The organism is Microbulbifer variabilis (genome assembly GCF_052467165.1).
In genome coordinates this window covers 1,456,265-1,481,438 of the sequence record NZ_CP174301.1, presented here as the reverse complement: position 1 = coordinate 1,481,438, position 25,174 = coordinate 1,456,265, and the positions used below count along the sequence as shown (strand labels likewise).

The window sequence follows — 25,174 nt, the reverse complement described above, 5'->3', positions numbered from 1 at the left end:
TTTTTAATTCCTTTTGACTAAGTCAATGTTAATATCGATTACAGATTAGAAGTTAAATACCATTTCCGCTAACTCAACACCCAAATAGCTCTCGCCATGAAGATGGCGGCCGGCTTGGTTATCAAATGTTCATCGTGGTAGCCACTCATGGCGGTCGTAGTCGCTACTACTGTTAGCCTCAACCTCTAGGCAGCCAGATAAAACGGCAGAAAAGACGATCAGTAGAATCAGTCGCATAACACCCCCTCTATTGTTTTGAGAGGGTGTCAAGGAGGTGGAAGAAGGGGCGCTATTGGGTAATCGTGCCCATGTTGCCATTGCCAATCTGTATGACTATAGCGGTTTGACCAACACCGGTTTGAGTTGTTGTGTGCATATTATTGCTACCTAGCTGAGTGGTAGAAGCAAGGCTAAGAGCAGCACCCGTTTGGGCAATATCTGCCATATTCATTGAGCCAGCCTGATTAATATTGGCAAAGCTCAAGACGGTTCCATTTACTTGACTGATCTCCGCTTCATTCATTTCTCCTATCTGATTCATCAAGCCACTACTTGCTGTGACATTACTTTGGCCAACGCCAGCCGCGTTCATAGAGCCTGTTTGACTAACCAAAACACTACTTCCTGTGACATCACCTTGGCCAACGCCAACCGTGTTCATAGAGCCTGTTTGATTAACCAAAACACTACTTCCTGTAACCAAACCTTGGCCAACGCCAGCCGTGTTCATAGAGCCTGTTTGATTAACCAAAACACTAGTTCCTGTAACCACACCTTGGCCAACGCCAACCGTGTTCATAGAGCCTGTTTGATTAACCAAAACACTAGTTCCTGTAACATCACCTTGACCAACGCTAGCCCCGTTCATAGAGCCTGTTTGATTAACCAAAACACTACTTCCTGTGACATCACCTTGACCAACGCCAGCCACGTTCATAGAGCCTGTTTGACTGATAAAAATACTACTATGTGAAGTACCATCCTGTTGTTCAGAGAACGAAGAATTCAATTCCCCGACTTGTAAATGCGTCGCCACACTGTTATTAGTACTAGTAGTTTGAGAGGCATCTGAATCATTAGAAGTACCAATTTGCTCCTGCACAATTAAGTTATTGTGGACAGTCCCGTCTGATTGATCAGCAGTGGCCATATTGCCGTTGCCAACCTGAAATAGTACGGCGGTATTATTATCCGCAAAAGTATTTACGCTAAATGCTACTAACATAGCTGCGGCGATGGGGGTTAATGTCTTCATAAGTAAATCCTCTACTTTCTATCGACAAGCCCTGACTGCTCTCCGTAACAGCTTCTCACGCGAAACATCCTATGTTTATACGCAAAAGGCAACAGAGATATGACATTTAAAGCTGTGCTGTTAAAACAGCTTCTAACTGCAGGCTTAAGCTTTACCGAAAACTGATAAATCGCCATGAGATTAAATAGCCAAACTACTAGGAATAAAGTTTGAAAAACAACATTTGTTACCTTTTACGATAAGAGGTACTTCTAGTTGAATCGATAAACCTGCAGAGCCTGACATCCTCCCCGCCTTCTAGGACTCAAGTGGGAGCTCCAATCACCCACTCGGTATCGCCATCGCCGCAATAGAGCTATGCACAGCCAGGCGGTTGGCAACCTCGACAATACAACTCGCTACTAAATCAGCAGCGTGATCAGCAACGTTTACCGGCTGACCTGCATCAGTCTGCAGAGTCTTGGTGGTTACATAAACGCTGGACATTAGATCGCCGGCACCATCAGTTTGTACTGTATTTTGGTTGTCGATTACGGCAATCGTACATTTAAGTACTGCAGCAGCCTGAGCTTCGTTGTTGGTAGGCTCCGTGGTCTGGGTTACCGTTGCGCGTACAATAGTGCCGGCACTGTGGCCTTCGTCGATGGTGTAGGCGAACTGCCAGGCCTCCAGGCCTGGCACTGTTATAGGGGAAAAGCTGGGCATTATCTATTCCTTTGCTTAATCAGATTTATGTACGCCGTTATGGGTGATAATGCGGTGTAATGGATTTACGCCAGCAGCATAGCTCTTGCCACCAACAGAGACCTTGTACACGGTACGCAGGCCGGCACATTCGACCCGCTCGACACGCTCCCAGGTGAGCGGTTCTTCTTCATGCAGTACACCCAGCTCAACGCCCTCGCAGTTTTGAGCCTCGTACACTTGGCCAGTACGATCAGTAACGGGAGTTTCGCGGCTGCAAATTACCTGGGCACCGCTTTCTGTGGTGAGCAATACGCAGGGTATTTCTGGCTCTGCATCTACCCCGCCAATAATGGGGCTTAAGTGGGTATCGTCGTCGCCAGTATCCCAGCAATTGATCAGGTCGCCGCTTTCACAGTTATCCGCTAGCAAACCCTCGCGCAGCCAACTGCCTGCGGCAACGCACCAGGGGTCTCGGGGTACTGTGGTTCCCCCCCCATTGCTAGGCGTTCTTATGGTTCCTACATTTCGGCGCCAGGTGTTACCGGCCAGCTGGTAAATGTTGGTAGTTGCGTAATAGGTCACCGCACCGCCCTGAGTGCCTGGATCATCGCAGTATACGTAGTACGTAGTGTTGAAGGACAACCCAGTAATGCTGCCGGCGTTGTAGCTGATAGGGCCGAAACCAAACTGTACCAAGTGGGAGGCGATGGTAATGGTTGCTGTACTGCCAGCATCGTTAGCGGACAGCGCAGAGCTGGTGGGCAGGCTAGCAATGCTAGCTTGAATCATCGGCAGGTTGCGCTGGTCCTGCACTTCCACCACATCGATTTTTACATAATCAATTAAGGTAACGCCCGCTTTAGTCGGATAATTACAATAAAAAATCGGGGTAATAAAACGTACTTTGTTCTGCAGCTTGGCCGGGTTGCCAATATGGTTTGCCCCTCTGGCGCCACTGTATTCAGCATTGCCACTAGCATTGCCTTTGACATAGGCCACCAGCGTCTGCCAGTACTGCCCTACTAGATTTAAACCTGCACCCAAAATGTAGTGCTGGCTGCTTACATTTTCGACGCCGGTGGCGTTACAGAGCTTGCCCGCACCATCGTACCCGGCCACGCCGGCATACATGGTGCGATCAGCATCACCATTGCTATACACATAAACCCTGGCCTCAAGCCGGTACAACTTACTGGGGTCAAAAGGGATTTTCTCCTGATGCAACATTGTCACAGAATCAACAAGACGAGCCGCGCTACCACCAATCTTTACTTGGCTACTGTCTGTGTATAAAGCCTGAGTGCCACTAGCATAATTTTCCCAATACTGCGGATAATTACTATCAGAAAAATCCTCTAAAAAGGTATTTCGCATTGAGCGGATTTGCGCGCGCTCCTGTGCGGTAGCGCCAACGGTGGCACCGTCTTCGGGTTTATTGGTCCCGTAAATTTCTTCCCAGTCTGCACGGGCTCCAGCAATCTGATCGATCTTAATCAGCACCTTTTGTCGTGTGCTGTATACCGCCTGCCATTTGGCTTTCCAGGTGCTGCGATCAATGCTGGTGACTGTTGAGGTATTGCCCAGACCTGCGCCGCTCAGATAACTGGAGAGTGCTGTTATTGCGCCGCTGTAGTTGGTTTTCTCAGTGGTAATGCCGTAGCTATTGGCCTGTCCTTCGATATCGCCCTGCTCTGCCAGGATCTGGTTATATTCACGTACTGCGGTTAATTTCTCTGTTGGGTGCAGTTTGCCATCTGCGGCAATATTGCTGAGGTCTAATAGAGCAGCCGCGGCATCAGTTTTGGCTTCAGCAGCAGCATTTGCGGCGGCCTCGGCTTTGGCATCCGCTGCAGACACGCCCAACAATGCCTCGGGGTCACCACTACCGCCGAGGGTAACCACGATACCGCCATAACTTCCCCCGTCTGCGGCGTTAGACCAGATAGAGATTTCATTGGCACCAGCTTGAAGAGTGACCGGGAAGCTGTACCACTGGGTTGTATCATTCGGCCCACTCATTACCCCAACCTGCGCACCATTCAAACCAACACGCGGACCACCCTCGGCATCGTATGCCAACACATGGATAAAGCCTTGGCCAGCAGTGGCATTAAAAGAATACTTGGTGCCGCCTGCATAGTTGGTATTGGTAGGCCAAAGTAACCCGGTAGGTCGTCCGTCCCACTGAAACTGCAGCGTGGCCCCGACCATGCCCGCCTCGCGTGCCTGTTGGGCGATAGCGTTGAGTAGGACTTGGCGAGCGCTGTACACCGCCTCCCAATTAGCATTCCATATTGTGCGGCTGATAGAAGTGCTGGCTGCGGTATCGTTCCAGATGGGAGATAAGCCCCCCAGGTAACTAGTGAGGGCTGCCAGGTTGCCGGAGTAGTTGCCTTTTTCGATAACCAAACCGGCACCATCTGCCTGCGCTTCAATACCCGCTTGCTCTGCCTGAAGCTGGGCATACTCACGAATCACGATGAGCTTTTCGTTTTGATGCAGAACACCATCGGCGGCGATGTTATCCAGGTCTGTCAGTGCGGCATCAGCATCCGCCTGAGCGGCTTCGGCCTTGTCGATTGCCTCCTGTACTTCAGGATCTAAGGCCGGGTCTTCATAGTCGGTATAGGGTATGCGAGACTTGGGCACAAACATCAGGCGCGCGGCATTGGTGCCCAAACAGGTGCCCCCGTGTCCCGCATTACCAGGGCTATCCGGGCTTTCCCCATAACATGCGATTATTTTGCTGTTACTGAGGATTGGCATGGGGTTTTGAGTACCGTCTATCAACAGCACTATGCCGCCAGGGGCACCACCGCCGCCACTGCCTCCAGGCACCTGAATTACATTGCTATCGCCAGTAGTACCGGGGCTGCCATCTTCACCGGAGTTTTCTATTTTGCCGCTGACACCAATGGCGACACCTCGCGCTATTACAACAATACCCGCACCGCCCATTCCACCTAAACCACCGCGGCCACTGGGTTCATAACTGCCATCAAAGGAATAGAAAGAGGAGTGACCACCGCGAGCTCCACCAGAACCGGATATGTCGTCAGGGATACCTTGTAAATCTCCGCCGTTATTCTCGATATTAAGGGGCGGCATTACTTCATTGCGGCCTCTGACAGTTTTCCCCCAAGCCCCTCTGGCCGTTCCTCGATTGACAATCTCCCGTGCATTTTTTAACTGGCCAGCACCGCCGTAGCAGGAGCCGAGAAAGCCCACGCCATTATTGGCGGGGATTCCTTGTAAAGTGCCGTCAATTTGCAATACACCGCGCACACGCAGCTCAATATTGCTGCTCACAGAAAGTGTGCGTCCTACAGGTATCGTAAGATCACCCGGGTAGTAATAAATTACGCGGCTATCGCCATTGCCGATTAAGGTGCCGTCAGCAGTTAAAAAGCCGCTGGCATCGATACTCAAACCACTGGCCTTCATGGCCGAACCTTCAGCGCTGTACCAGGCATCCGGTAATTCTGCGCTGGTGCTGTCGGCCTGATCGGCAATCATGCCCGCAGGCTGGTAGCTGCCGAATAGATCTACGGATACTGCACCGCTCACCTGATCGATACTGATGCGCTGTACTTCCATAGCGCGGTTCAAAGTGCCGTTGTCTACGTTCTGGGAGTGGTCACGCAACTGCGGCAGGCTCACCCGTACAATATCCCCCACTTCCAGGTCATTGTTACTGGGCAGTAATCCCAAACGCAGGCTTAAAGGTGGGCCGGCGAAACGATCGCGCAGGGCATCGAAAGTGTTTTTTATTGTGGTATAGGTATGACGGGAATTGTGCAGGCCGCGAAACTTTAGCGTGTGTTGCTTGGCCTCACCATGAATAGCCACCGAGTCCGCATCAACTAAATTATTCGAGCGCAGAAACTTTCCATCAAAGCCCGGTTGTTCAAACCAGCTCCATTGCACCGAGAAGATATTGCGCACTCCAGCCAGGTTGTATTTGAGTTCACCCAGGCTTTTCACATCATCGGGGCCGATGGTGGCTACTGTGCCGGATTCAGCCAGCACCCCAGCCATACGGCGAAAACCTAGCTGGCCAGCCGCATTAACCGGCATAAAGGCACCGAGCAATAAATTAATCTCGGTCTCGATAAACTTCTTGCCGTCGGTTTCTTCCAGACCATCAAAGCGCAGGATTTTGCCCTTGCTGTGGTCGCCGGGCTTATACCAATCTGCCCCAATATTTTCGAACTCATCCAGCACCACAAAGGCGGGATCTATGCCTAAGTGCCAGTTGCTAGGCAGTACGTTATTGGTACCAAGAATATTTCCGGTCAGCAATGCATAGGCCAGCTGGGGGCCAGGGCCTTCCAGGTAGATAAATTCTTCAACTTCTACGCCGCTTTCGTCGTCACTGTTTTCAGGTAACTCATGGTCTCGGGCAAAGGTGCCGAACAGGCCGCGCGTACAGTTGGTAAAGCTACTGCTCGTTTTACCGGTTGCGCGCACAATCTCGAAACCGTCCTGATATTTAATTTTCAGGTAATACACCGATTGGCCAGGGGCATCACCATAGGCCAGAGTATGCGGATTGGCTTCAAAGCTGCTGGTATCGAATACCTGTAGGGTGGTATCTGCTTTGCCAAAATTAGCAGCCAGGCGCGTCATATTAGGTACAAAAATATCGTGACGCATCTCCCGCTGAATATCCCGGCAGCGCACGCGGTAGATGCCCTCAGCGTAGGAAATGGATTCCTCGGCAATCTGGGTTTGTTCCAGGCGAAAATCCGCCCAGTCGAGTCCGGCAAAACCCTGATACAGACGTACCGTGCGGCCCTTAATGCCTTTACCCTGCTCCAGCTCATCGCGCAGCACATAAGACAGCTGACCACCGATATCCACGACTTCAAAGGAAATAGCTCCAATTTCTGCGCGACCCTGTTCAGGAACTAACTTTTGACTGGTTGCACTGCATTTATTTAGTGCCCCATGAATGGCATTGGCTGGAAGGCCGGGAATATTGTTATGGCTGGTGATATACAATGGCAGGTCATAGCCGATCTCAATGACCAGGCGCAACTCACGCTGTGCAGCTTGATTATGTAGATCGAAGATCTCAGAATTGTTGCGCACTCCTACACCTCAATAGCTGTAAACGTCACATAGAACTCAAACGCACCCTGCCGCATCTCACGGAAACCGTTACGCTTTAATCGGCATACAGCGGTCTCTCTGCCTCCTGGAATATCTGAAGTATCCAGTTCAAATGCTTCACCATTGGCACAGCTCGCCTCAAACTCTCTCCATAACTGCAACTGGTTTTCGAAGAATGGCGAAACTGATATTTGCCATTCAATATCTCGCCGATACAGAACACTTTCGGTATTTCCGGATAGGGCTGTGTGCTCTTTACCAGTAGATTTTGGAGTGCGATTGCATCTTGTCGCAGTAAAAGAGAGAGACCCGCTCGAACCGTCTACCAACTCTCGTGTCGGGGTGTAACTAATACTTGGCATATGTGGTCCTTGAATTAACCGGCCAGCTCCTGGGCCTGACGAGAATCTGCATTTATGATTACGACATCTTGTTCATTAATCAGCTCTTTGAATTTCTCTACTAAACTCTCGGCGTTATCGCTATTTACATCGCCATCAATATTGAAAATGACCTGAGTTCCAGTTTGTTGCTCAGTGCTGGTTGAGATCTGATCATTTGAGGCCAGCGGTGCAGTGGGTGAGGTCAAGCTGCTGGATGCTGTTGCTCCTGAGCTTGTAGAGCTGCCACCACCTCCGCTAATAGCTGTGGCAGCGATAGCGGCAGCTGACAAATAACCCTTAGCCTTAACAGCGGTAGCCAAGCCAGCTCCAGCGACAGGTCCAAGCCCTAACGGTGGTGGGGCCAGTGCGGCCACAGCAGCAGCTTCCGCATTAATAACTGCTTGTGCGGCTGCCAATCCACGCTGCATTAAAAAAACAGTACGGTTATTGCTGTCTACATACGAGAGGATTTCCTGCAATGTCCCCGTGATGATACCCACTCGCTTTCTTGAGCTTTTCTGCTCGAGCTTTTCACGGTCTTTAGCGTGTTTGGATTCCAGAAAAGTTAGGTTGCGCTGATACTCACCTTCGAGCGCCAAACTGGCTTGGCGAGATTCTTCTTCGGTTGCCCGGGTAGCTTCTAGATGCTCAGCTAATAGTTCTCGTTTGGAGATGTAACCCTGATCGAGGATTTCCATTTCCTCATCGTGCCGAACTTGAAGAAGTTCATTTTCTGTGAGCCATGATTCCCTTAGACCTTGAAGGCGAGCATCAATTTCCTCATCAAGCTGTTCCTTGCTACGCTGCAAAAGCTCTTCACGCTTCTCTGGATCATGCACATTTTCTTCAATAATTCGATTGCGGCGTCGGTAGCTTTCAGCAATGGCCTCTTCCTCTGTCATTAGGCTCTGGCGCAGGTTATTAACCGTATCCAGTCGCTTTTGGACCGTGCGTTCGAATTGCTCCTGTAGTGCTCGCTCTAAGGCTGGAAGGTCATCTCTAACATCGACTGAGCTTGAGCCGGGCTGGCCACTGTCGGACGTGAGTGACGTAGGCTCATTGTTATCAGTGAGAGACTTAGGTTTACCGAGATTGGCTAAGCGGTCTTCGGCCTCCTGCAACGACTGGTTAAGTGTGTCAATCTGACTATTAATTTTTGTTATCTGGCTAGAATTATCTACCCGGCGAATACCATCGTTACTATTGACTGCCCCATACTGTAAGTTCGTACGCCTCTCCACCAATGAAGCAATTTTTTTATTAATGGAGCGTTTTTCTTCAGCAATTTCTAGCTTGATTGCTTCGCGCTGCGCTGTGGTCAGGTCTTTATATTTACGCTCCAGCTGAGAAATTTTTCCAGAAAGCGATTCAGCTCGCCTTTCCGCTGCCTCAGCTCCACTACTCCAAGAAACTAATGACAATGCGGCAACTGTTATTACACCAACAGGACCGCCCATGAATGCAAATGCAGATTTTAATCCCGTAGCGGCAACGGTCGCCGTTCGAGTCGCTATCGTAGTACGACCAATAGCTTGGCCAAGCGCATTGGTTTGAATTGTGGTTTTGTAAGTGGCCGCATTCAGTAGACCCATCTGAACAACTTGCTTGCTAATAGCGCCCGCGAACTTTCCAGCGAGGATTGCGGCAACTGCAGTCAGTGCGAACTCCATACCATTAGCAACTTCGCGCACCGCTTCTGCATCATTTCCAAATGCTTTTAGATTTTCAGCAAGCCCGCTGATTGCGCCTGCAACCGATGTGGCCGCACCCGAAGCATTACTCAATTGACCGACAGCAACAGTTATATTATTGGTTAACTGCTGCATGCTCTGGCCGATAGTGGTTTCCATCCCAGAAGCTTCAGCATTGATATCTTCAGCAGCTGCCCTGAAAGCCTCAACTAATGTCCTGGCGCTTAACTCCCCTTCCCCGGCCATATTCCTCAACTTACCCGCAGCAGAGCCAGCGGCATCACTAGTGAGGTTGAGGTGATCTATCAGGGCTTGTTGCAGCCTTGGAGCGTTCTCCATTACAGAGTTGAACTCATCCCCACGAAGAACCCCTGAAGCAAGGCCTTGGGCTAGTTGGCGCAACGCTCCAGCGCTTTCTTGAGCTGAGGCACCAGACACAAGCATGGCCTGGCTAATGGTCTTGGTGACCGCAAGAATGTCTTCCTGGCCGTCAAACAATTCACCCGCCGATTGCGCCAAGCGCTGATACAAAACGGCGGTGGAATCCAAAGAGCCACGGGTCTCAAATGCAATCTCGACCAGGCTCTGTTGAACATCTGCCAACTCTTGAGTGCTATCAGTCACCAGCCTTAAACGGTTAGTGAGATTGGTCCAAGTATCCGTGTACTGAACGATCTCTCGAATAGACAGAGCAGCACCGATAGCCGTGAGAGCACCGGCTAGTAAGTTACTGCTCGTGGCCATGGTTTCAATGCGACCGCTAGCCTCACCACTACTGCGCCCAAGGCTCTCCACAGTCCTTTCAGCCTTTACTCCGGAGCGTTCCATCGCATCCAGTTTTCTACGGGCAGCATCCGGCCCTTCGGCCTCTACACGGATACCCAGGCGAGCAATTTGATCAATCGGCATTTTGTTGAGCCCAGTAATTAATATCGAGAGCACGAATTACAGAGACCTCCCACGCAGATACATTGCGCTGAGTGAGCTGGCTCCAGTTCTGAATCTCGGTGAAAGTGAGGGGTTCGGTTCCGCGAATCTCGCGGTAGTAATGGAAGAGGTAAATCAAACCCTCAGGGGGTTCTTCGGTCTTAAGTTCCGGTGGCGTTATGCCTGTTGTTTCTTGGACCTGCTGGAGTTGCTGGCGGAGGCTTTCTTTGCACCCTTTCGGGATTTTGTCGAGCCGGAACTGGCAGCAGGCCCAGTCGATGAAGACTTGCTGCCGCTGGCGAAAAAAAGTGCGCGATTACTGGCTGCGCGATCAATCTGGTCAACTAATTGTGGTGCCTCAACTAATAGCTCCTTAACAGCTTCCTGGTTGAAATCATCTTCAAGGGACCAGCCAATTACCAATGCAGCCGCTGCAGCAACTTTAGCCTCCCGCACAAGCTCAAACCGTTTCGTCTTATCTTCCTCTAGATTGGCCGTTGCCAGGTTTCGCTGCATCTCTGACTGAGCCATCTGGAATGCATCTGAATCAACACTTAAGACTTCCAGGTAATGCTCTGTGGCTGCTCCTTCAGGAGTGTAAAGTGGTAATTTAACCCCTTTATTACCTTTCTCCCGGGTATAAAAATCGCTGGCTTTCATTAGGCTGCTATCCTTTCGATGATTAAATTAGTCCCTTCAGTTTCGTCGTACACTGCCTGGAATGGCAGGGGCAAAATAATTGCACCCTCCCCTGAAACATCGACTTGACCACCGGTATATTTAATTTTCGGGAGCGTAATTACGTAAGAGTTACCAGCAGCATCAACCAGACTAAACTCCAGGCTTGAAGCATCCTCGTTGAGGAACTTCTCAAGGAGCGTTGAATTCTCGAAGTAGGCTGAAAGCTGCCCGGTGACATTTGAGCGCCCTGCCCCCGGCTGGACAGTAGTATCGCTACCGATCACATAGCGTGACTCGAGGCCGTTTTCCAAAGTAAGGGTGACTTCAGTCACTATGGCTAGGTCAGTTGAACCCTCGTTGATAACACCCTTGAATGAATCAAAAACTTGTGTGGATGTTGCATCCCCGTAAGTCGACCCCGGTAAGGCTGCAGCCCCAAGATTCATATCCTTCCCAATAATTCCAAAGCTGCCACTTACCCGGGCACCAGGGGCAACCGTAAGATTTAAGGTATTAACCTCACAGCCCTTATAGCGGTGATAAGGTTTATCAGGGATGCCTCCAAACTTTCGCTCAATAGTAAAGCTGCGACGTGTTGCTCCAACAGTCAGCTTGTCATTGGTCCATGTGCCCATGCTCACTGCTTCGAGAAGATCATCAAAGGATCCATAGGAAAGGTTTATATTGATATCGCCACCGACACTCTTATTCATGTGCCGATAGTCGGTTATCTGGCGGTCATCGCGCAGCTCCTCATCTGCTGACCCTTCTTTGGTCAGAGCGAGAGTGGTCCCCTTATTTCGGATTGCCTTAAATGAAGGTGAGGCTGGAGTAACGCCATAGGTGGACTCTGCCGCATAGGCCATTGAGTGTTGGCTGCCATCTGCCATTAGTGTGCTCCTAACGTAGAGTTGTAGCGGTCCAGGACGCGCTTATATCAAGTTGATACCAGCCATCTACGACCCTGCCGGGAGAGATGGTTGAAGATTGAATAGTTACGATTTGGCCGGAGTACTCCGGAAAGGAACCGGCTTTGAAGTGCATGAGAATTTGATCCGCTTTTGCTAGGGCATCCCCTCGCCCTTTTCCTACCGGATAGAAAATGCTGATCTGAAATATGCCTACCCGCTCATCCCTGCCTATCTCGCCAACAGTGTCCTGATAACTATCTGCAGGCAGGTTGTACACGGCCGCATAAGGTGTACCCACATCCGGCTCAAACCCGTCATTTTCATAACCAGTAGGCAAGCCGAACCCGCCCGATACATAGTGCTGCACCAGGGCCGAATAGATTTTGCTGTACATGGATTATCTGATTATTCGTCGGATGATCGATTTAATGCGTAAGACATTGCGGCGAACCATACCCGCTGGGGCCTGCTTTGAATGACCATATTCCAGAGGCTGGATATACGGCAAGTTGTTGATTAGATAATTCACTTTGTCCAGGCCGCTAACATTCTGAATTACCTCTGCCTGGGCCTCAGCACCTGACCTATCCAACCGCAAGCTTGAGCTCTGAGCAGGAGTGCCGACAGTCGTCTGCCAATTGCCGCGAGCCCGACCTGTATCAACCGGCGTATCGCGAATAACAGAGTTAAACAGCTCGATATTTGTTGCCCGATATAAGCGATCAGCCTCGGCCAAGGCATCTTCATTGAATTGTTTTAAGCTCGCTGAAAATTTCATTTGCGCACCTGGCAGAAGTAAACCAATGGAGTTCCTGCAGGATTGGCTTCTTTAATGTTAACCACCTGCCACTTAACCCCGTTAATCTCAGCTTCAGTGGTAAGGGTTGGAGCCCACTTCAAGCCAGCTGCAGCGATGATGAGTTTTTTGTCACCTTGCTGAATGCTCTGGCCCTCTGCATACATCAAGCCGGATTCTTTGAGGTTGTAGTCCTGCAGAATCACTTGGACGGGTTGATTTATGGGGGTATCGCCTGAGCTCTGCCCGGTAACCGGATCAGATACACCCGGAATAATGTCATGAAGGATTTGCTCAGAACCAAAACGCGCAATAAGCCGTAGAGCCGTATCGGCCATACGGTTGTAGAAGTCGCTCATAGGTTATGTCCGGACTAGGAAAAGCCCGTTGTTTTTAAGGAGTGGAGCAAGCAGAGCGTCGACCTTGGCAAAAGCGGGGGTAAACTGTTGTTGTACAGGCGCGGCATAGGCCACATCTACCGCCCCCTCTACACGCTCTTTGATTATCGGACCGGTATCGGTTGGTAGCCGGTTGGGCTGCAAGTCGTTCTCTCTCGCCTCAATTGCCAGGGCCAACTGTGCATACACCAACTCACGCGGAATCTCATTACTTGGGAAAAGTGCATCTGGATAGGAAATTCCCCAAGCATCAGAGCGGGGCCACTGCAGAGGCTGGCCCTGCACAGAGATATGCCCCTTGTACCGATCTCGCTTGCCTTCTAAGAAATCCATGGCCCTGATAAGAAGTGGCTCGCACTGCTCGTCCGACAACGCAGATAGGTCTACCCCACGTGCATCTGCATAGTCGCGCAAGTCTTGCACGTTGGCATAGCTGTTGGCATTCGGATTAGTACCGTTGCCATCTTCTATCATCAGGGCCATGGGTTAGTCGCCTGTAAGCTCAGATTTAGCAGACTCAAATGCCTTCAAGCCGCCGGATGTAAGAGTCCCGTCTTCGCGCACTTGATTTCGTGCCGGTGTGAATTGGATGCCTTCCAGTTCAACAACAAAACCCTCTTCATCATCCTGTATAACTTTAACAGGGACTTTGGGCGGTTCGACAGATACCGGGAAATCAGAGGCGGCTATTGTCACTTCTTTCGCTTTAGCAGCAATACCGCGATCTATTCGCTTGGCACTGGTCAGAAGCTCTTTAATACTGGGCATGGATATCTCCAGAAAAACCGGGGCGAACCCCGGCACGGTTAGCCGTTGGTGATTAGGAAAGCCAGGGGCACATTTTTACGATCAACAACCCGGTCCCAGTTGCTCGGCATAGCGAGTTCTGCCCAAGTAGGACTCACTCCAGAAACGGAAGCCTCCAACCATTTAAAGCCAAGCGGGTGTATCAGCCAGCTCTTGCGCTCCCATAGAGTTTCCACACCTCCACCGTTGCCCTCACTGGCCGCACGCTCAAGCTCTACCGGAGTTTTTGCTTGGCCTTCGCCATAGCCGAGAGCACCTGCACCGAACAAGACAGAAGTGTATTTAAATCCGCTAGTACCACCTGGTATCACCGGCATACCGTCATCCAGAATGACGCGACGACCAAGAAAGGTAGGAATTGTTAGGTCACCTTTAGAGTCAGGGACAAATTCCACATCATCGTTATCCACCATGCGCTTGTAGACCATCGAGTGGACACCAATAGCAGACATGGACTCAAATCGGTCACCGAGGGTAAATGCCGCACCGGTAAAGGCCGTACGGCTAAACACATTGCTTGCGCCGGCATTGTTACCATCTTCAATGGCAATATCCTCGACCATATCCGCATCGTCATTGGCGATGTTATCTGCCAGGATGCCATTGAGGACTGGAATTACTCGGCGCTGCCACTGACGCATCCAATAAGTGCCGAATCGATTGCGAACACGCTGCATTGGATCGGAACCAGCAATTTCTCCGGACAGATCCGCAGAGCTATACCCCTGGTTGATATAAGCCATACGTGCGACTTGTTTGCCCGCAACAACTTTTTGCGGCGAAGCTTTCTGGGCCGGATTGTCAGTGCTGTAATTGGGCTCGACAGAAGCGTCCAGATCTCTCCAGAAAGGAACATTCAGCGTATCACCGCCAGAGTTCGCTTTCTGGTCCAGCATTGCATTGCGGACAGCAACACCTGACTGGAAAAATACTGTTTTTTCAGGTCCATTTTCTGCCTGATAATCGGAATAGACTTCCGGGATAACTACATCGGATAGTTGGGTTAACATAATTTTTAACCTTTAGGTTGGCGATTAACCTGCATCGCGTGCCCGGCGATATTCCTCCGGGTTACGTTGATACAGCTCCACACGTTCTTTTTCGGATAATTCCGAAAACTTCTTGGAGGCACCGCCTCCCCCGCCACCGGCAGCACCGCCGCCTGAGGCTTTACTTCCAACAATCAACGGCGCAAATACCGGATTGCTGGAAAATTCTTGTTGTAGTTCTGCAACCGTCATAGCACTCGGCTTACCGGAATCATCCAGCACAACGGTTGTCGGTTTACCGTCACGAACCTCCATCGACAAACGGCGTTCAAGGTGAGGAATAAGAGCCTGTGCACTACCTTGAACTGCAATATCTGAAGCAATCGAACCTGCAACCCCGGATACCATTTGCTCACTCAGCCAGCCATCACGCTCGCTAACCGCCTGGTCCATATCGGCCTTGAGTCGGTCATACTTGGCCTGCCAGCTCTTCTCCAGAGCCTCAATATCGCCGCTCTCACGATGCTTGCCGTTCTTCAAATCATCCAGGCTGTTTTGCAGTTCGCCCATGCTGGTTTCCAGGTCACTGACCTTTTTTTCAGCAGCTTTGCGATGGCGTTCCGCTTCTTCGTGCTTGGCTCGATAACGGTCCTCTTCATCACCCTCAATTTTCAGAACAAAACCGTCACCACTTTTTTCATAGAGGCCGCGATACTGCTCTTCAACCTCACTGAGGTCGCTGATACGCTTCTTTAACATTTGAGCACTGCTCCTTTTCTCGGGGCACAGCCCCTAGTTGTTTACCGAATAAACGGCAGATACAAAAAAGGCCCGCCGAAGCGAGCCCAGTTATTAATTTGGTATTTAGAGGCCTGCCCGCTCGAATGCGATTGGCTCTTTCAGTTTCATTTCTGCCAGAGTGAGAGGTTTAAAGTTACGCCCCAGGTTTAACGCTGCAAAGCGCTCTGCAGTGAGCCCTCCTTCGATGAGAAGTTTTGCTCGGGTGGGGCCAATAGCATCCTGTATAAAACTAAGGGGCTGCTTCTTGAGCCACTGGTAATAAGTCAAGCTAGCATCGACATATCCGCCCTTACTGGCCCGTGTGGCACCCTCGCTTAATGCCCGGTACCTTTCCTTCAATACCGCAATAACTGTACTGCGGCAGCGTATGTGAACTGGTGGACGCGGTCCTTTGTCGAGGGGGAACACTTCGTTATCCAAACTGCGGCATTGTGACGATGTACGGCTATCCAGGGTGGATACCCAGCGCATGCCTTCCAGCAAATCGGCATTGTTCTGCAGCGTCTCCATCCGCGCAGTGGTGGCTGTATGGGCAATCGCTGTTCGGACTACTGCATCGGCATTGCGTTGGGTTATTGCCAGAATTCCATCGCGGTACTTGTTGGCTTTGGATCCCCGGACATTACGAATAATTTGGAGAGTTGTTTGCCCCTCGAAGAAACCCTGCCGTATAGCCCCGGTGACCCGCTTTCTCTCGCTGCTAGTCCAGTCCTTGATAAATGGCTCTATTAGCTGACCACCATCGGGACCACGTACAGAGAGCGGCGTGGAGAGCACCGCGGCACGGACCTGAGCAGGTGCAGGGATTACAGTCTCTATCCCGGCAATTAATGCGGTCTGTAAATTGCGAACCTCAAATTCCGATTCATATTCGGCCAGGTCCAGCAGGTGACCCGCAAGCTGGTCGTAATACTTGCTGAATATTTCGGATAGATCACTATCAACAGCGGTAAGCAACCGCTCCAACCTTGCCCGGGAGAACTCGGTTAAATCGTGGCTTGATAGGCGTTGTTTTATGGAGCGGTCTATCTGCTGCAGGAATGCCGCAAACTGATTTACTTCACCAGACTTTAATCGCTCCAGGTAGACAGCATGGCGAGTGCTTGAAGTGGCAAGGGCTTCACTCATCATTTAACCCCGGTCCAGGCTCCTCTCCTTCCAGCTCTTCGCGAATTACCTCGTCAGTCTTTTCAGCATTAATAACGCCATGCTTCCGCAGGTTCGCCCAGAGGTCAGAACTCGGTAAGCGGCCGGATTGCCAGGCCTGTACCAGGGCTGTGAGCATCTGCGCATCAAGGTTGGATTCAGCAAAGTCCTGATTAAGCTTGTACTCCGTATCTACCTGGACATTTTGGAATTGAGCCACCCATTGGATTGCCTGGGTGTATGCCTCACTGACGTTCTCGGCGACCAGGGACAAAACCGAGTGCTCTGATTCGTTCTCTGCCTGAGCTTCGGTGGCTGTCTTTACTGCTGAGCCACGCTCAATTAATCGAGCACCCAAGGCGACCATTTGCTTTTCTTTCTGGTCCATTGCTTCTTTGACCAGGGTGTTAGGTTCAACTTGAGAAAATCCAAAGGCGCCTCCATCGGGAAGCAAAATTGGAGAGCGGGAACCAATATAAATGCCCTGCTTTTCCAGATGGTCCCGCCAGTTCTCAGTCAATCCAGAAATCCAAGGCTGAGCCTGACCGACGAAAAACGCCGAATCCTCATAGTCTGCCGAATTGCGGTAATGAGCTTTGTTGAGGTTTGCCAGGTCTAACAATGGAGACCGGTCGATACTTGAATCATTGTTCTCGGCGCCGACAAAGGTAAATGGGATAATGTCCCAGGCTTTCCCTACTCCATCTAACGGTATGTATGTGTCGTGAATAACCCAGGTGCCGGTATCGCCACTGCGCCAAATCTCCACGGTGTACTGACCATCTATCAGCTTGAGTGCGCGGTACTGTGTTTTCTCCTCTATGCCGAAACCATCCGAAGTGACTTCTTCATAGCTTTCTCGGATAACAACCAACCCCAGCCGGTGCACACCGCCAACCCTAACGGTTCGCCAGTTAATAACCTGATTCGCTGGATAGCTAACAATCGATGCGCGCACCAGGCCAGCTTGCTGTTCAGCCTTGGAGGTTTGCCCCTCTGTTTTGGGGTAATCCACCAGCAGGCCACGACGGCCAGACTTAAGCACCGCAGCAACTACAGACTGAGACTGCTGGTAGATGCTTACCCCATTGCCATTAGCATCTGAAGTCAGGTATTCCAGACCTGCCGGGATATCTACCGTAGGCGCTCGGCGAAATACGGCACCAACCAGGCCCTGCAACGTGCGGCCAGTTGCGTTATAGAAAACTGCCCTGTCTGTGTACTGCTGATAGCGAGCTCTATTTGCTTCACTCTGGTCTTTTGGGTTCGGCATAGGCAAATAGGTGGTGCCCTTAGCCTTAATAACCCGCTCACCCGCACAGATATCATCAACCAGAGTCCAGTCTGGCAGCGCCTTGGCGAAGTCGTCGCGCTGATAGGTAACGTCATTTGCCATTAGTAGGCCATTCCCATGTTGATTGTTAGTGCTGGTTTGATGAGCGGGTAATCGTGGTGGATGAAGTAGCCACCAGCGTCTGGAGCGTGGTCGAGGTCGCCGCTTTTATCTGGTTCGCCATTCTCCGCCCAAGGTTGTTGCTCTAAGCAGTCCGAATAGCCCGGGCACTTATCGGTGTTCACTAAATAGCGGCGCTCACCCTTGGCATTGCAGAACATCGCGTTCATTGCGTTGACCCGGTCTTTCACCGGGGGATTGGCTTTCGGAGCGTGTACCGAAAACCCAGCATTTCTTAGCAAGGCTAAATCCGTGGTGCTGGCGTTCACAGACTTGCGAGAATCACCAGAGGCATCCGGATAAATACGAACCTCGCAGGTTTTCCGATAGTCCCCATCTTTGTATTCCCAATACCGCTCTTTAATTCTCCGAATCATGTCGGGAGTGTCATAACCCCCAAGGATTTCATCGACGGCCCGCGGCTTACTCTCTCTCTTAACGTGAGTGACTGCCGCCATCTTGCCGACATTAAAGTCCATGCCGATGAATAAAGGCTCACCGGGTTTCACCGAGTCATTGCAGTGATTGAGCTTGCGGTCGAACTGGTGATAGACCGTTCCGGTCAGCAGGTTTACAAACTGACCATTGAGATATGCCCGGATAATCTCAGGCGTATAGGCCTCAAGCATTGAATCGATATAGTCATCAGGCAGGTTCGACTCATTGTCGAAGGTCGAGGCCTGAATTAACCCGTATCGCTCACGAAGCTTTGGTTTATCCCGAAGTGCCTTTACGAACTGGCGGTAGACAAACTTAAACCCTTCCGGGGTGGTCGTTACATCGATGCCATTTTTGACACCGTGGACCTTGTAGCGCATGCGCGCCATGATTTTCCGCCAAGCCTGCTCTGCTTTCTTCTCAGCAAGCAGGTCCAGCTCATCGACCAGAGCATGGCCGATTTTAAATCCGACAATATTGGCCGGGTCATCTATCGAGCGGCAGATAACAGAGCCGCGGTAGCGACTACCGCTGTATACCTCAACTTCGTGGTCACCTCGCTTGACCTTAACCCGCAGCCCCATAGTCTCAGCAACTTCGCCGATTGTGGGGTAGTAAATATCCCTAATTAGTGGATAGGTTGGAGCAAAGTAGCCCTGATTAATCTTGGGATGCTCGTAGAAGTGGGCCAGCTGTCCTGAACAGCCAACCCAGGTTTTCCCAGACCCAAACCCCGCGACATAGGCCCTGTACTTGTGCGGTAAATTAAGAAACCGACTTTGCGGAACATTAAGTGCCGCTCTCACTTCCCTCCCGCGTTCTTGCATCCTTGACCTCGAATACGACTTTTGTCGGTGGTATGTCGGCACCGCCACCGGCTGGGTCAGGGTTTCGTTGCCATTTTTCTCTTTGCCGGTTATGAAGCCAGGCTAAACAGGCAGTTGTGTCTGGTGGGTAGTGTTCGGTGTACTCCTGAACGATAGGGTTGCCGTTGTGCTGCATGATCTTTACGGCTTCATGGCTGTAGCCGCATGCCCTTCGGAAGAGACTCTCGACCACGTTGGCATCAGCCAAAGTTTTGCCCTTTTTTATGGACTCAAAAAATTCGGGATGCTTATTCTTCCAATTGTTGATTGTTTGCTCTGTTACCTCGAAGAATTCGCCTAACTCTTTGTCAGTCAGACCCAGCTTGCAGAGCTTTTCGGCCTGCTCAGCAAACTCCTGCCTATAGCTGGTCAGCCTTGCCACTATTCCCCCCGCTCTATCAACCGCTCCAGCTTGCTATCAATACGCTGGAGCCGGGTTCTGATTTCGTCTTTGAATTCAGCTATGTGTTTTTGCTCCAGGGCGCGCATAGCTGATTCGTGCTGAATTGCTTGAGTGTTGGCGGTTATCCCTTTCTCAACATCAGAACCCCATATAAATAAGCCAGCCACCAATAAGATAATGCTGGCTATCTGGGTAATGGATACGCTTTTACTCAGGTGCCAGTGCTCTGTTTGTTGAGTCATCGAATCTTGTCCGTTTGGGTACCGCATGTTTTATCGTATGAACGCATGGCACCTATCCCGAGCATGGCCGTTATCATTGAGAACAGCGCGCCAGTTTCTAGCACGGGGGGCGGGGTCACCTCGGTAGGTATCGAGCCTTTAGCGCTGCAGATAGCCCAAACCCAACAGAGCAATGGATACAGAACAAACTGATAGGCCAGAGCCATACCCCCTACCCAACCAATCCAGGGGCGCCAACCGGCAACAAAGATGCTTTTGTGTTGGGCTTCGGCTTTATTGACCTCCAGCTGGCCGAGAAGCAATTGAACCTGAGCATTTAGCTCTGCCAAGTTACACTTCTGCTTAAGTTCCTCGAGCTTACGCACTTCCTCAGCACGTTTAACCGGGTCAGGCCATATACGCTCAATAGCCATTTTGCCGGTTTCAAAAATTGCTGTTAGTGGGTCAAAAGCCATTAGTAGCTCCAGACTGTAGGGCGGGTACGCTCGCCAGGTATTGATTCAAGGTCATCCAGATGCAGGAATCGCTTACCGATTGGGCCTTTCTGCTTTACGCCTATACCGGTAAACCCTTCCTCTTGGGCGATTTGGATTAACCGATAGGCGCGTCCTACAGCTACCTGAACATCAACAGCTTGCCCGGTGGCGTGGGTCATGGTGGCATTTAACCGGGCGTTATGTGCTGGGCAGCGGTAACCGGAATTGATAGCCATTGGCTTGGCAAAGCGCTTCCTAACTCTTATCAGACGCTTTAGCGTTTCATCTTTGAAATGGTTTTTGCCACAGCAACGACAGGCCAACTCCGACTCTGTGAAGTAGTCGTTTTGGAACATGAGAGTCTCAAATTTTAGGCATAAAAAAACCGGCTGGGGGGCCGGTTTAAGAAAGGATGAACGGTCGCTGCATGGAAACCAGAGCAACTATGGATGTATTAATCAAAATTACAAATACTGATTGAGATCAATTCGCTGTAAGACAACCAATTTTTAACATAAAGAACAATCTAGTCTAAAAAAGGTTGGAAAGCTGAAACTTCCGATAGAGGTATAATAATAACAGTTTTAGTCTCAGTGAGCTCCAGAATGGTATCGCTCACGCTTGAAAACTTTCCTCTATGACGCTCACCATTTTTAGTAGTTACTTCTACTTCTGTCCCGGGAGGAGTCGCAGTTACTATTGCATTTGCTAGATCTTTCAGAATGCCCTCTTCCATTTTATCACCTCAATTCAAGTAGTGAAGAAGCCCAATGCCAACCAGGGGCAAAAAGCAACTTAAAAAATAGAAATGGCTGCTCAAAGCATAAGCATGTTAGTTTATAAAAACCGCAAATGGCCAGACAGCCCTAGAAAAGGCTAATACATTTTTCCTGATCTCACAAAAACAATATTGAAATAAGAAACAAAAATAGAAAAAGATCAGAACACCCCTGAAATATCATCTGAAATAGTACGAAGACTAATTGATCAATAGCCGTCAAAAGATATTGGTCTTAGTGTAACCTCTATTTGGGCTTGAAAAATGACCAGTATCAGTCTTCATTCTCAATAATAATTGAGGAGCTAACACTCGGAACAAAATCGCATAATAAGTACCCCATCTAATCTCCTAGAAATGAAGTGATAAGTATCGTTTCTACCCTTGCTAAGACTCATCTTTGATCGTGTACTCCGTATCAATACTAGACTTGACATAGAGTTTAAATGCTAACCACCGACTTCTTAACCATTTTGGCCACCACTATAATTCCCACCGGCCAGGCCATTTAGCTGAACTGAAAGACTCTATACCCTCCCAAGGGTACGACTCTCGCATAAACCTTTGTCAAACTATTTCTGTACTACGGTATAAAAAACGGTCACGGATACATAGCTACTAAGTGTGGACTCCAGATTGCATGCGTATCATTTGAAGGTGAGCAAAAGGGCTTTGATTTCCATTACCTGGCATAGAAAAGCCCGTATTAAACAGGCTTCAGAGTAATCAACTAAAGATCTACACACTTACCCCAGTATGGGATTTTTATACAATTCTGACACAGAGAAAGTCAAGGGTTTTCAATTCATTGATTTACCAAGCTTACTACTATCCGATTCAATATGGAGCAAATCGAAAAAAAGTATAATTGGCACGAAAATAGACGTAGCAACCTCTCAAAAAGCATTTCAGAAAACTCATCTTCGAGATATAAAATATCAATCAACTAGAAACCTATAGCCAACTGGCAAGCTAAACCTTTTAACCCAACACTAACTAATTTAAATTTACGCCCCAGTTTATTCCTAAAAAAACAAACCAAAACCATACAATCTAAACATTTTCCTTTTAGACCTCAATGATATATTGATGTCGCATCTAATCATGGCCTTGTTTGAAGTCAAATTTTATTATACTCCAGCTTTTTGCCTTTACCGTAACTGGTAATTACATTGCCACTTAAAGCCGCCACAAAGAGAGTAAGGAGAATAAAAAATGATAATAAAGCAGGATGCGTTAAAGCGTATCTTATCACGCCATCGTAAAATTATTAAAGAACCAGATCCCAGCAATGAAGATCTTGGGCCACTGAAAGAATTTCCGGGAATATGGGAAAATACAGGTGATTTTAAAAACCATGGATGGAATATAATTGCATTGCCATTCTTGGTCTTGGATAAATGTGGCGAAATAGAAAGTACTTATCGACTTCTTGTTAATCAATATAATGAAAAGTTGACATTTAATGCGCTAGACGGCCCGGTACCTAATAGAGGAGTAATTCAACAAACAAAAGAAAACTTAGATCAATTTTTGTTTGCCCTGGAATATGAACAAACAATTACTCAAGTAGCATCTGAAGATTTTCCAAACAGTGGATGCGCGGGTGATCCCGGAGTTGTCATTCATGATGAGCCTGGGCTATGGCTCCACATATTCAATCACACCACCAATAATATTAACATTGCACGTCTTGCAAGCATACCGCACGGCAATTCTGTGCTGGCACTTGGTAGCTACGAAGAATTTAATTGCGCCCCAGTTATTCCTTTTACAGACAGCTTGCCAGTGGGCCACACTAGGGATGTTTGTAAAGGATATTTAGCTCCTTATCGTCACTTTAGTGAGTTCGACATTGATAAAGAATGTATATGCGAATCGAAACCTGCACCTGACCCAAATCAAGGAAAGTTTAGAGGTAAGCTAGATGTATTAGACCCAGCAGCTTTGTTACGTGAAGGCACTCCTCCAAATGTGGTAAAAACCACCAAAATTTAGGTTACTACTCGTATTGAGGATGCTGGTATCGTCAATATTCCGTTCATCGTAAAACACGCGAATGCTACGGAAATGACCTCTACGTTCTGGGTAATGGAGACAGACGACAAAGATGATAAGGGCCGCCCCATTTATGTAATGCAATATATGCAAGTAATTATGCTTGAGTTCTTCCCTCGTCTTGATGGTGAACCCGGTTTGATTAGATGGCCCCATATAAGCTTCAATACAATGCAACGACGTCCATTTGATTGAAAGCTTAAAGGGAAACAAAAAATATGCTTTGCACTAATACTTATCATTTATAGTCAGCATGAGTCTCAAGTACACAAGTTAACGCACTTCAACTAAATTACTGTCGTAGAGGCTCTCACATCTTTATTCTTACCTATATTTTAATCTACATTTTTCCTTTACAACTGACATTTGAGATATGGTTTCTCCATTCAAAGTAAACCACCATCGAATATTTAGTAACCTGGCACAAAAAAAGCCCGCATTAAGCAGGCTTTAGGGTGTTTGGCTTGGAATCTGCGTATTTATCCCAGCATGGGGTTTTTATACAGTTCTGACACAGAGAAAGTCAAGGGTTACTAACTTATTATGCTAAATTTGCAAAGTTCCAAATTACTCTACCATTACACGCATTTCGGCCATTAGCCTAAGCAGGGAATGAATCCTATGTCTAGCTACCCCACTCTAAATGTAATTGCGCCCGACACTTTATTAAACCTATATCGACCAAGCATCGGACCTGATGGAAGTACAGCAATATTTGAAGGATGGGAACAATTCAAAAATGATAAATCTGCAATACTATATTGCATAAATGACCTTAACCAAAATGAGCCAACTCCCTTCCTTAAAACCAACGATCCAGCCCCACAGACACGTAATGACTGGTGCTGGGCTTCAGGTGAAATTGTTTACTGTCAAGGTGAATACTTGAATACGACCAGGTGCGATGGCCTGGAGTCAACAAGATTAAACAACACCAAGAATCTTATTTATGGATCATGGTCTCAAGATGGGTCAACACTGGCTGCAATGAATCAAAATCAAAATTTGAAGCCCCACCCACATACTTGCCTCTACAGTTACAACTCACGGGAAATATCTGTTAGCAATATTAATGGCAAAGACATTGATAACAATAATATGTACGGTGGAATGCCCTCAATAGACCCCACGAACTCCAATACTGTTGCATTTGCCGGGCAGCCGGCAATTGAAACATGGCATCCTAACGAAGATGGCAAGAAAGAAGTTTGCTATAACCAAAATTACAACTATATCTTCTTGAGCATGAGAAAAGTTGATGGAACTTACTTCTCTACGTCATTGGAGCCTGTGGAGCAACTCCAAAATTTTGAACCCAGCTTCCAAGGCCGAGCCCCATCCTGGTCACCCAATGGAAATCGGGTCGCTTTTGAGTCAAATCGTAATTCTTCAACTGGAGACAGCTACCAAATATTTATTTATAACGATTCCGACCCAGCTGGGGCTCCAGTTGCCGTAACCGATCCGAGATTCGATTGCCAACATGCAAAGTGGTTTCCCTGCGGCACAAAACTAATCCTTTCTGTGAAGTCCGAGGGTAAAAATCCTATCTGGCGTATCGCCTGGATTGATATTTCGTCGTATGTTAACTAAGAATAATATTAATCATCACTATTCGTCTGCATGGACAACAAGCTAGTCCAGTTTGAATTCATTATATTGAGTTCACCTGTATCAGTGCTTACTTATATTTAAAGAGTGCGGGAGCTGAGAACCTGCAGCCATTTTCAACCCTCGAATTTTGGACACAAAAAGCCCACGTTGAGCGGGCCTTGGGGTGTCTCGCTAGGGATCTGCATATCTATCCCAGCATGGGGTTTTTATACAGTTCTGACACAGAGAAAGTCAAGGGTTTCCACCCCTCCTATATGGC

25 protein-coding genes are annotated in these 25,174 nt (G+C 48.9%); 2 read left to right on the top strand and 23 right to left on the bottom strand.

What is annotated here, in order from left to right; translation table 11 throughout:
- Positions 1-289 precede the first annotated feature (289 nt).
- From ACJJIP_RS06525 to ACJJIP_RS06415, 23 genes are all read right to left on the bottom strand, one after another.
- Complete coding sequence (locus ACJJIP_RS06525) at positions 290-1,255, bottom strand: hypothetical protein (protein WP_444946453.1); 966 nt, start codon at positions 1,253-1,255, stop codon at positions 290-292.
- Positions 1,256-1,576: 321 nt separating this feature from the next.
- On the bottom strand, positions 1,577-1,960 hold the full coding sequence (locus ACJJIP_RS06520) for a hypothetical protein (protein WP_444946452.1): 384 nt from the start codon (positions 1,958-1,960) through the stop codon (positions 1,577-1,579).
- A 15-nt stretch (positions 1,961-1,975) separates the two neighbouring features.
- A complete protein-coding gene (locus ACJJIP_RS06515; RefSeq protein ID WP_444946451.1) occupies positions 1,976-7,036 on the bottom strand; it encodes a hypothetical protein in 5,061 nt (1,686 codons plus the stop codon).
- A 2-nt stretch (positions 7,037-7,038) separates the two neighbouring features.
- On the bottom strand, positions 7,039-7,419 hold the full coding sequence (locus ACJJIP_RS06510; protein WP_444946450.1) for a hypothetical protein: 381 nt from the start codon (positions 7,417-7,419) through the stop codon (positions 7,039-7,041).
- Positions 7,420-7,433: 14 nt separating this feature from the next.
- On the bottom strand, positions 7,434-10,040 hold the full coding sequence (locus tag ACJJIP_RS06505; protein ID WP_444946449.1) for a tape measure protein: 2,607 nt from the start codon (positions 10,038-10,040) through the stop codon (positions 7,434-7,436).
- On the bottom strand, positions 10,030-10,197 hold the full coding sequence (locus ACJJIP_RS06500; RefSeq protein WP_444946448.1) for a phage tail assembly chaperone: 168 nt from the start codon (positions 10,195-10,197) through the stop codon (positions 10,030-10,032). The genes ACJJIP_RS06505 and ACJJIP_RS06500 overlap by 11 nt, the downstream gene beginning before the upstream one ends.
- A gap of 38 nt (positions 10,198-10,235) precedes the next feature.
- Complete coding sequence (locus ACJJIP_RS06495) at positions 10,236-10,718, bottom strand: phage tail assembly chaperone (protein WP_444946447.1); 483 nt, start codon at positions 10,716-10,718, stop codon at positions 10,236-10,238.
- A complete protein-coding gene (locus ACJJIP_RS06490) occupies positions 10,718-11,629 on the bottom strand; it encodes a phage tail tube protein (protein WP_444946446.1) in 912 nt (303 codons plus the stop codon). Before ACJJIP_RS06490 ends, ACJJIP_RS06495 begins: the two co-directional genes overlap by 1 nt.
- Positions 11,630-11,639: 10 nt before the next feature.
- On the bottom strand, positions 11,640-12,044 hold the full coding sequence (locus ACJJIP_RS06485) for a phage tail terminator-like protein (protein ID WP_444901246.1): 405 nt from the start codon (positions 12,042-12,044) through the stop codon (positions 11,640-11,642).
- 3 nt (positions 12,045-12,047) lie between these two features.
- Entirely contained in the window at positions 12,048-12,428 is a 381-nt protein-coding gene (locus ACJJIP_RS06480; RefSeq protein ID WP_282952982.1) for a hypothetical protein, read from the bottom strand.
- Positions 12,425-12,805, bottom strand: coding sequence for a hypothetical protein (locus ACJJIP_RS06475; RefSeq protein WP_282952981.1), 381 nt, complete (start codon positions 12,803-12,805; stop codon positions 12,425-12,427). The genes ACJJIP_RS06480 and ACJJIP_RS06475 overlap by 4 nt, the downstream gene beginning before the upstream one ends.
- Before the next feature lie 3 nt (positions 12,806-12,808).
- Positions 12,809-13,327 (bottom strand): DnaT-like ssDNA-binding protein, encoded by a 519-nt coding sequence (locus tag ACJJIP_RS06470; RefSeq protein ID WP_444901245.1) that lies wholly within the window; start codon positions 13,325-13,327, stop codon positions 12,809-12,811.
- 3 nt (positions 13,328-13,330) lie between these two features.
- A complete protein-coding gene (locus ACJJIP_RS06465) occupies positions 13,331-13,612 on the bottom strand; it encodes a hypothetical protein (RefSeq protein WP_444946445.1) in 282 nt (93 codons plus the stop codon).
- Positions 13,613-13,650: 38 nt separating this feature from the next.
- On the bottom strand, positions 13,651-14,661 hold the full coding sequence (locus ACJJIP_RS06460) for a major capsid protein (protein WP_444946444.1): 1,011 nt from the start codon (positions 14,659-14,661) through the stop codon (positions 13,651-13,653).
- A 24-nt stretch (positions 14,662-14,685) separates the two neighbouring features.
- Entirely contained in the window at positions 14,686-15,399 is a 714-nt protein-coding gene (locus tag ACJJIP_RS06455) for a hypothetical protein (RefSeq protein WP_444946443.1), read from the bottom strand.
- Between the two features lie 105 nt (positions 15,400-15,504).
- A complete protein-coding gene (locus ACJJIP_RS06450) occupies positions 15,505-16,572 on the bottom strand; it encodes a minor capsid protein (RefSeq protein WP_444946442.1) in 1,068 nt (355 codons plus the stop codon).
- A complete protein-coding gene (locus ACJJIP_RS06445; protein WP_444946441.1) occupies positions 16,562-17,983 on the bottom strand; it encodes a DUF4055 domain-containing protein in 1,422 nt (473 codons plus the stop codon). The genes ACJJIP_RS06450 and ACJJIP_RS06445 overlap by 11 nt, the downstream gene beginning before the upstream one ends.
- A complete protein-coding gene (locus tag ACJJIP_RS06440) occupies positions 17,983-19,284 on the bottom strand; it encodes a terminase large subunit domain-containing protein (protein WP_444946440.1) in 1,302 nt (433 codons plus the stop codon). The genes ACJJIP_RS06445 and ACJJIP_RS06440 overlap by 1 nt, the downstream gene beginning before the upstream one ends.
- The gene (locus ACJJIP_RS06435; protein ID WP_444946439.1) at positions 19,268-19,726 is read right to left on the bottom strand and encodes a hypothetical protein; all 459 of its coding nucleotides are present in this window, start codon (positions 19,724-19,726) and stop codon (positions 19,268-19,270) included. Before ACJJIP_RS06435 ends, ACJJIP_RS06440 begins: the two co-directional genes overlap by 17 nt.
- On the bottom strand, positions 19,726-19,989 hold the full coding sequence (locus tag ACJJIP_RS06430) for a hypothetical protein (protein ID WP_444946438.1): 264 nt from the start codon (positions 19,987-19,989) through the stop codon (positions 19,726-19,728). The genes ACJJIP_RS06435 and ACJJIP_RS06430 overlap by 1 nt, the downstream gene beginning before the upstream one ends.
- Positions 19,986-20,444 (bottom strand): 3TM-type holin, encoded by a 459-nt coding sequence (locus ACJJIP_RS06425; protein WP_444901236.1) that lies wholly within the window; start codon positions 20,442-20,444, stop codon positions 19,986-19,988. Before ACJJIP_RS06425 ends, ACJJIP_RS06430 begins: the two co-directional genes overlap by 4 nt.
- Entirely contained in the window at positions 20,444-20,821 is a 378-nt protein-coding gene (locus ACJJIP_RS06420) for a D-Ala-D-Ala carboxypeptidase family metallohydrolase (RefSeq protein WP_444901235.1), read from the bottom strand. Before ACJJIP_RS06420 ends, ACJJIP_RS06425 begins: the two co-directional genes overlap by 1 nt.
- Positions 20,822-20,991: 170 nt before the next feature.
- The gene (locus ACJJIP_RS06415; protein ID WP_444901234.1) at positions 20,992-21,201 is read right to left on the bottom strand and encodes a hypothetical protein; all 210 of its coding nucleotides are present in this window, start codon (positions 21,199-21,201) and stop codon (positions 20,992-20,994) included.
- A gap of 1,257 nt (positions 21,202-22,458) precedes the next feature.
- On the opposite strand from ACJJIP_RS06415, the gene ACJJIP_RS06410 reads away from it, so the two are divergent.
- On the top strand, positions 22,459-23,241 hold the full coding sequence (locus ACJJIP_RS06410) for a heme-binding protein (RefSeq protein WP_444946437.1): 783 nt from the start codon (positions 22,459-22,461) through the stop codon (positions 23,239-23,241).
- A gap of 681 nt (positions 23,242-23,922) precedes the next feature.
- Positions 23,923-24,894 carry a TolB family protein gene (locus ACJJIP_RS06405; protein ID WP_444946436.1) on the top strand — a complete coding sequence of 324 codons (972 nt, stop codon included), beginning with the start codon at positions 23,923-23,925 and terminating at the stop codon, positions 24,892-24,894.
- Positions 24,895-25,174 lie beyond the last annotated feature (280 nt).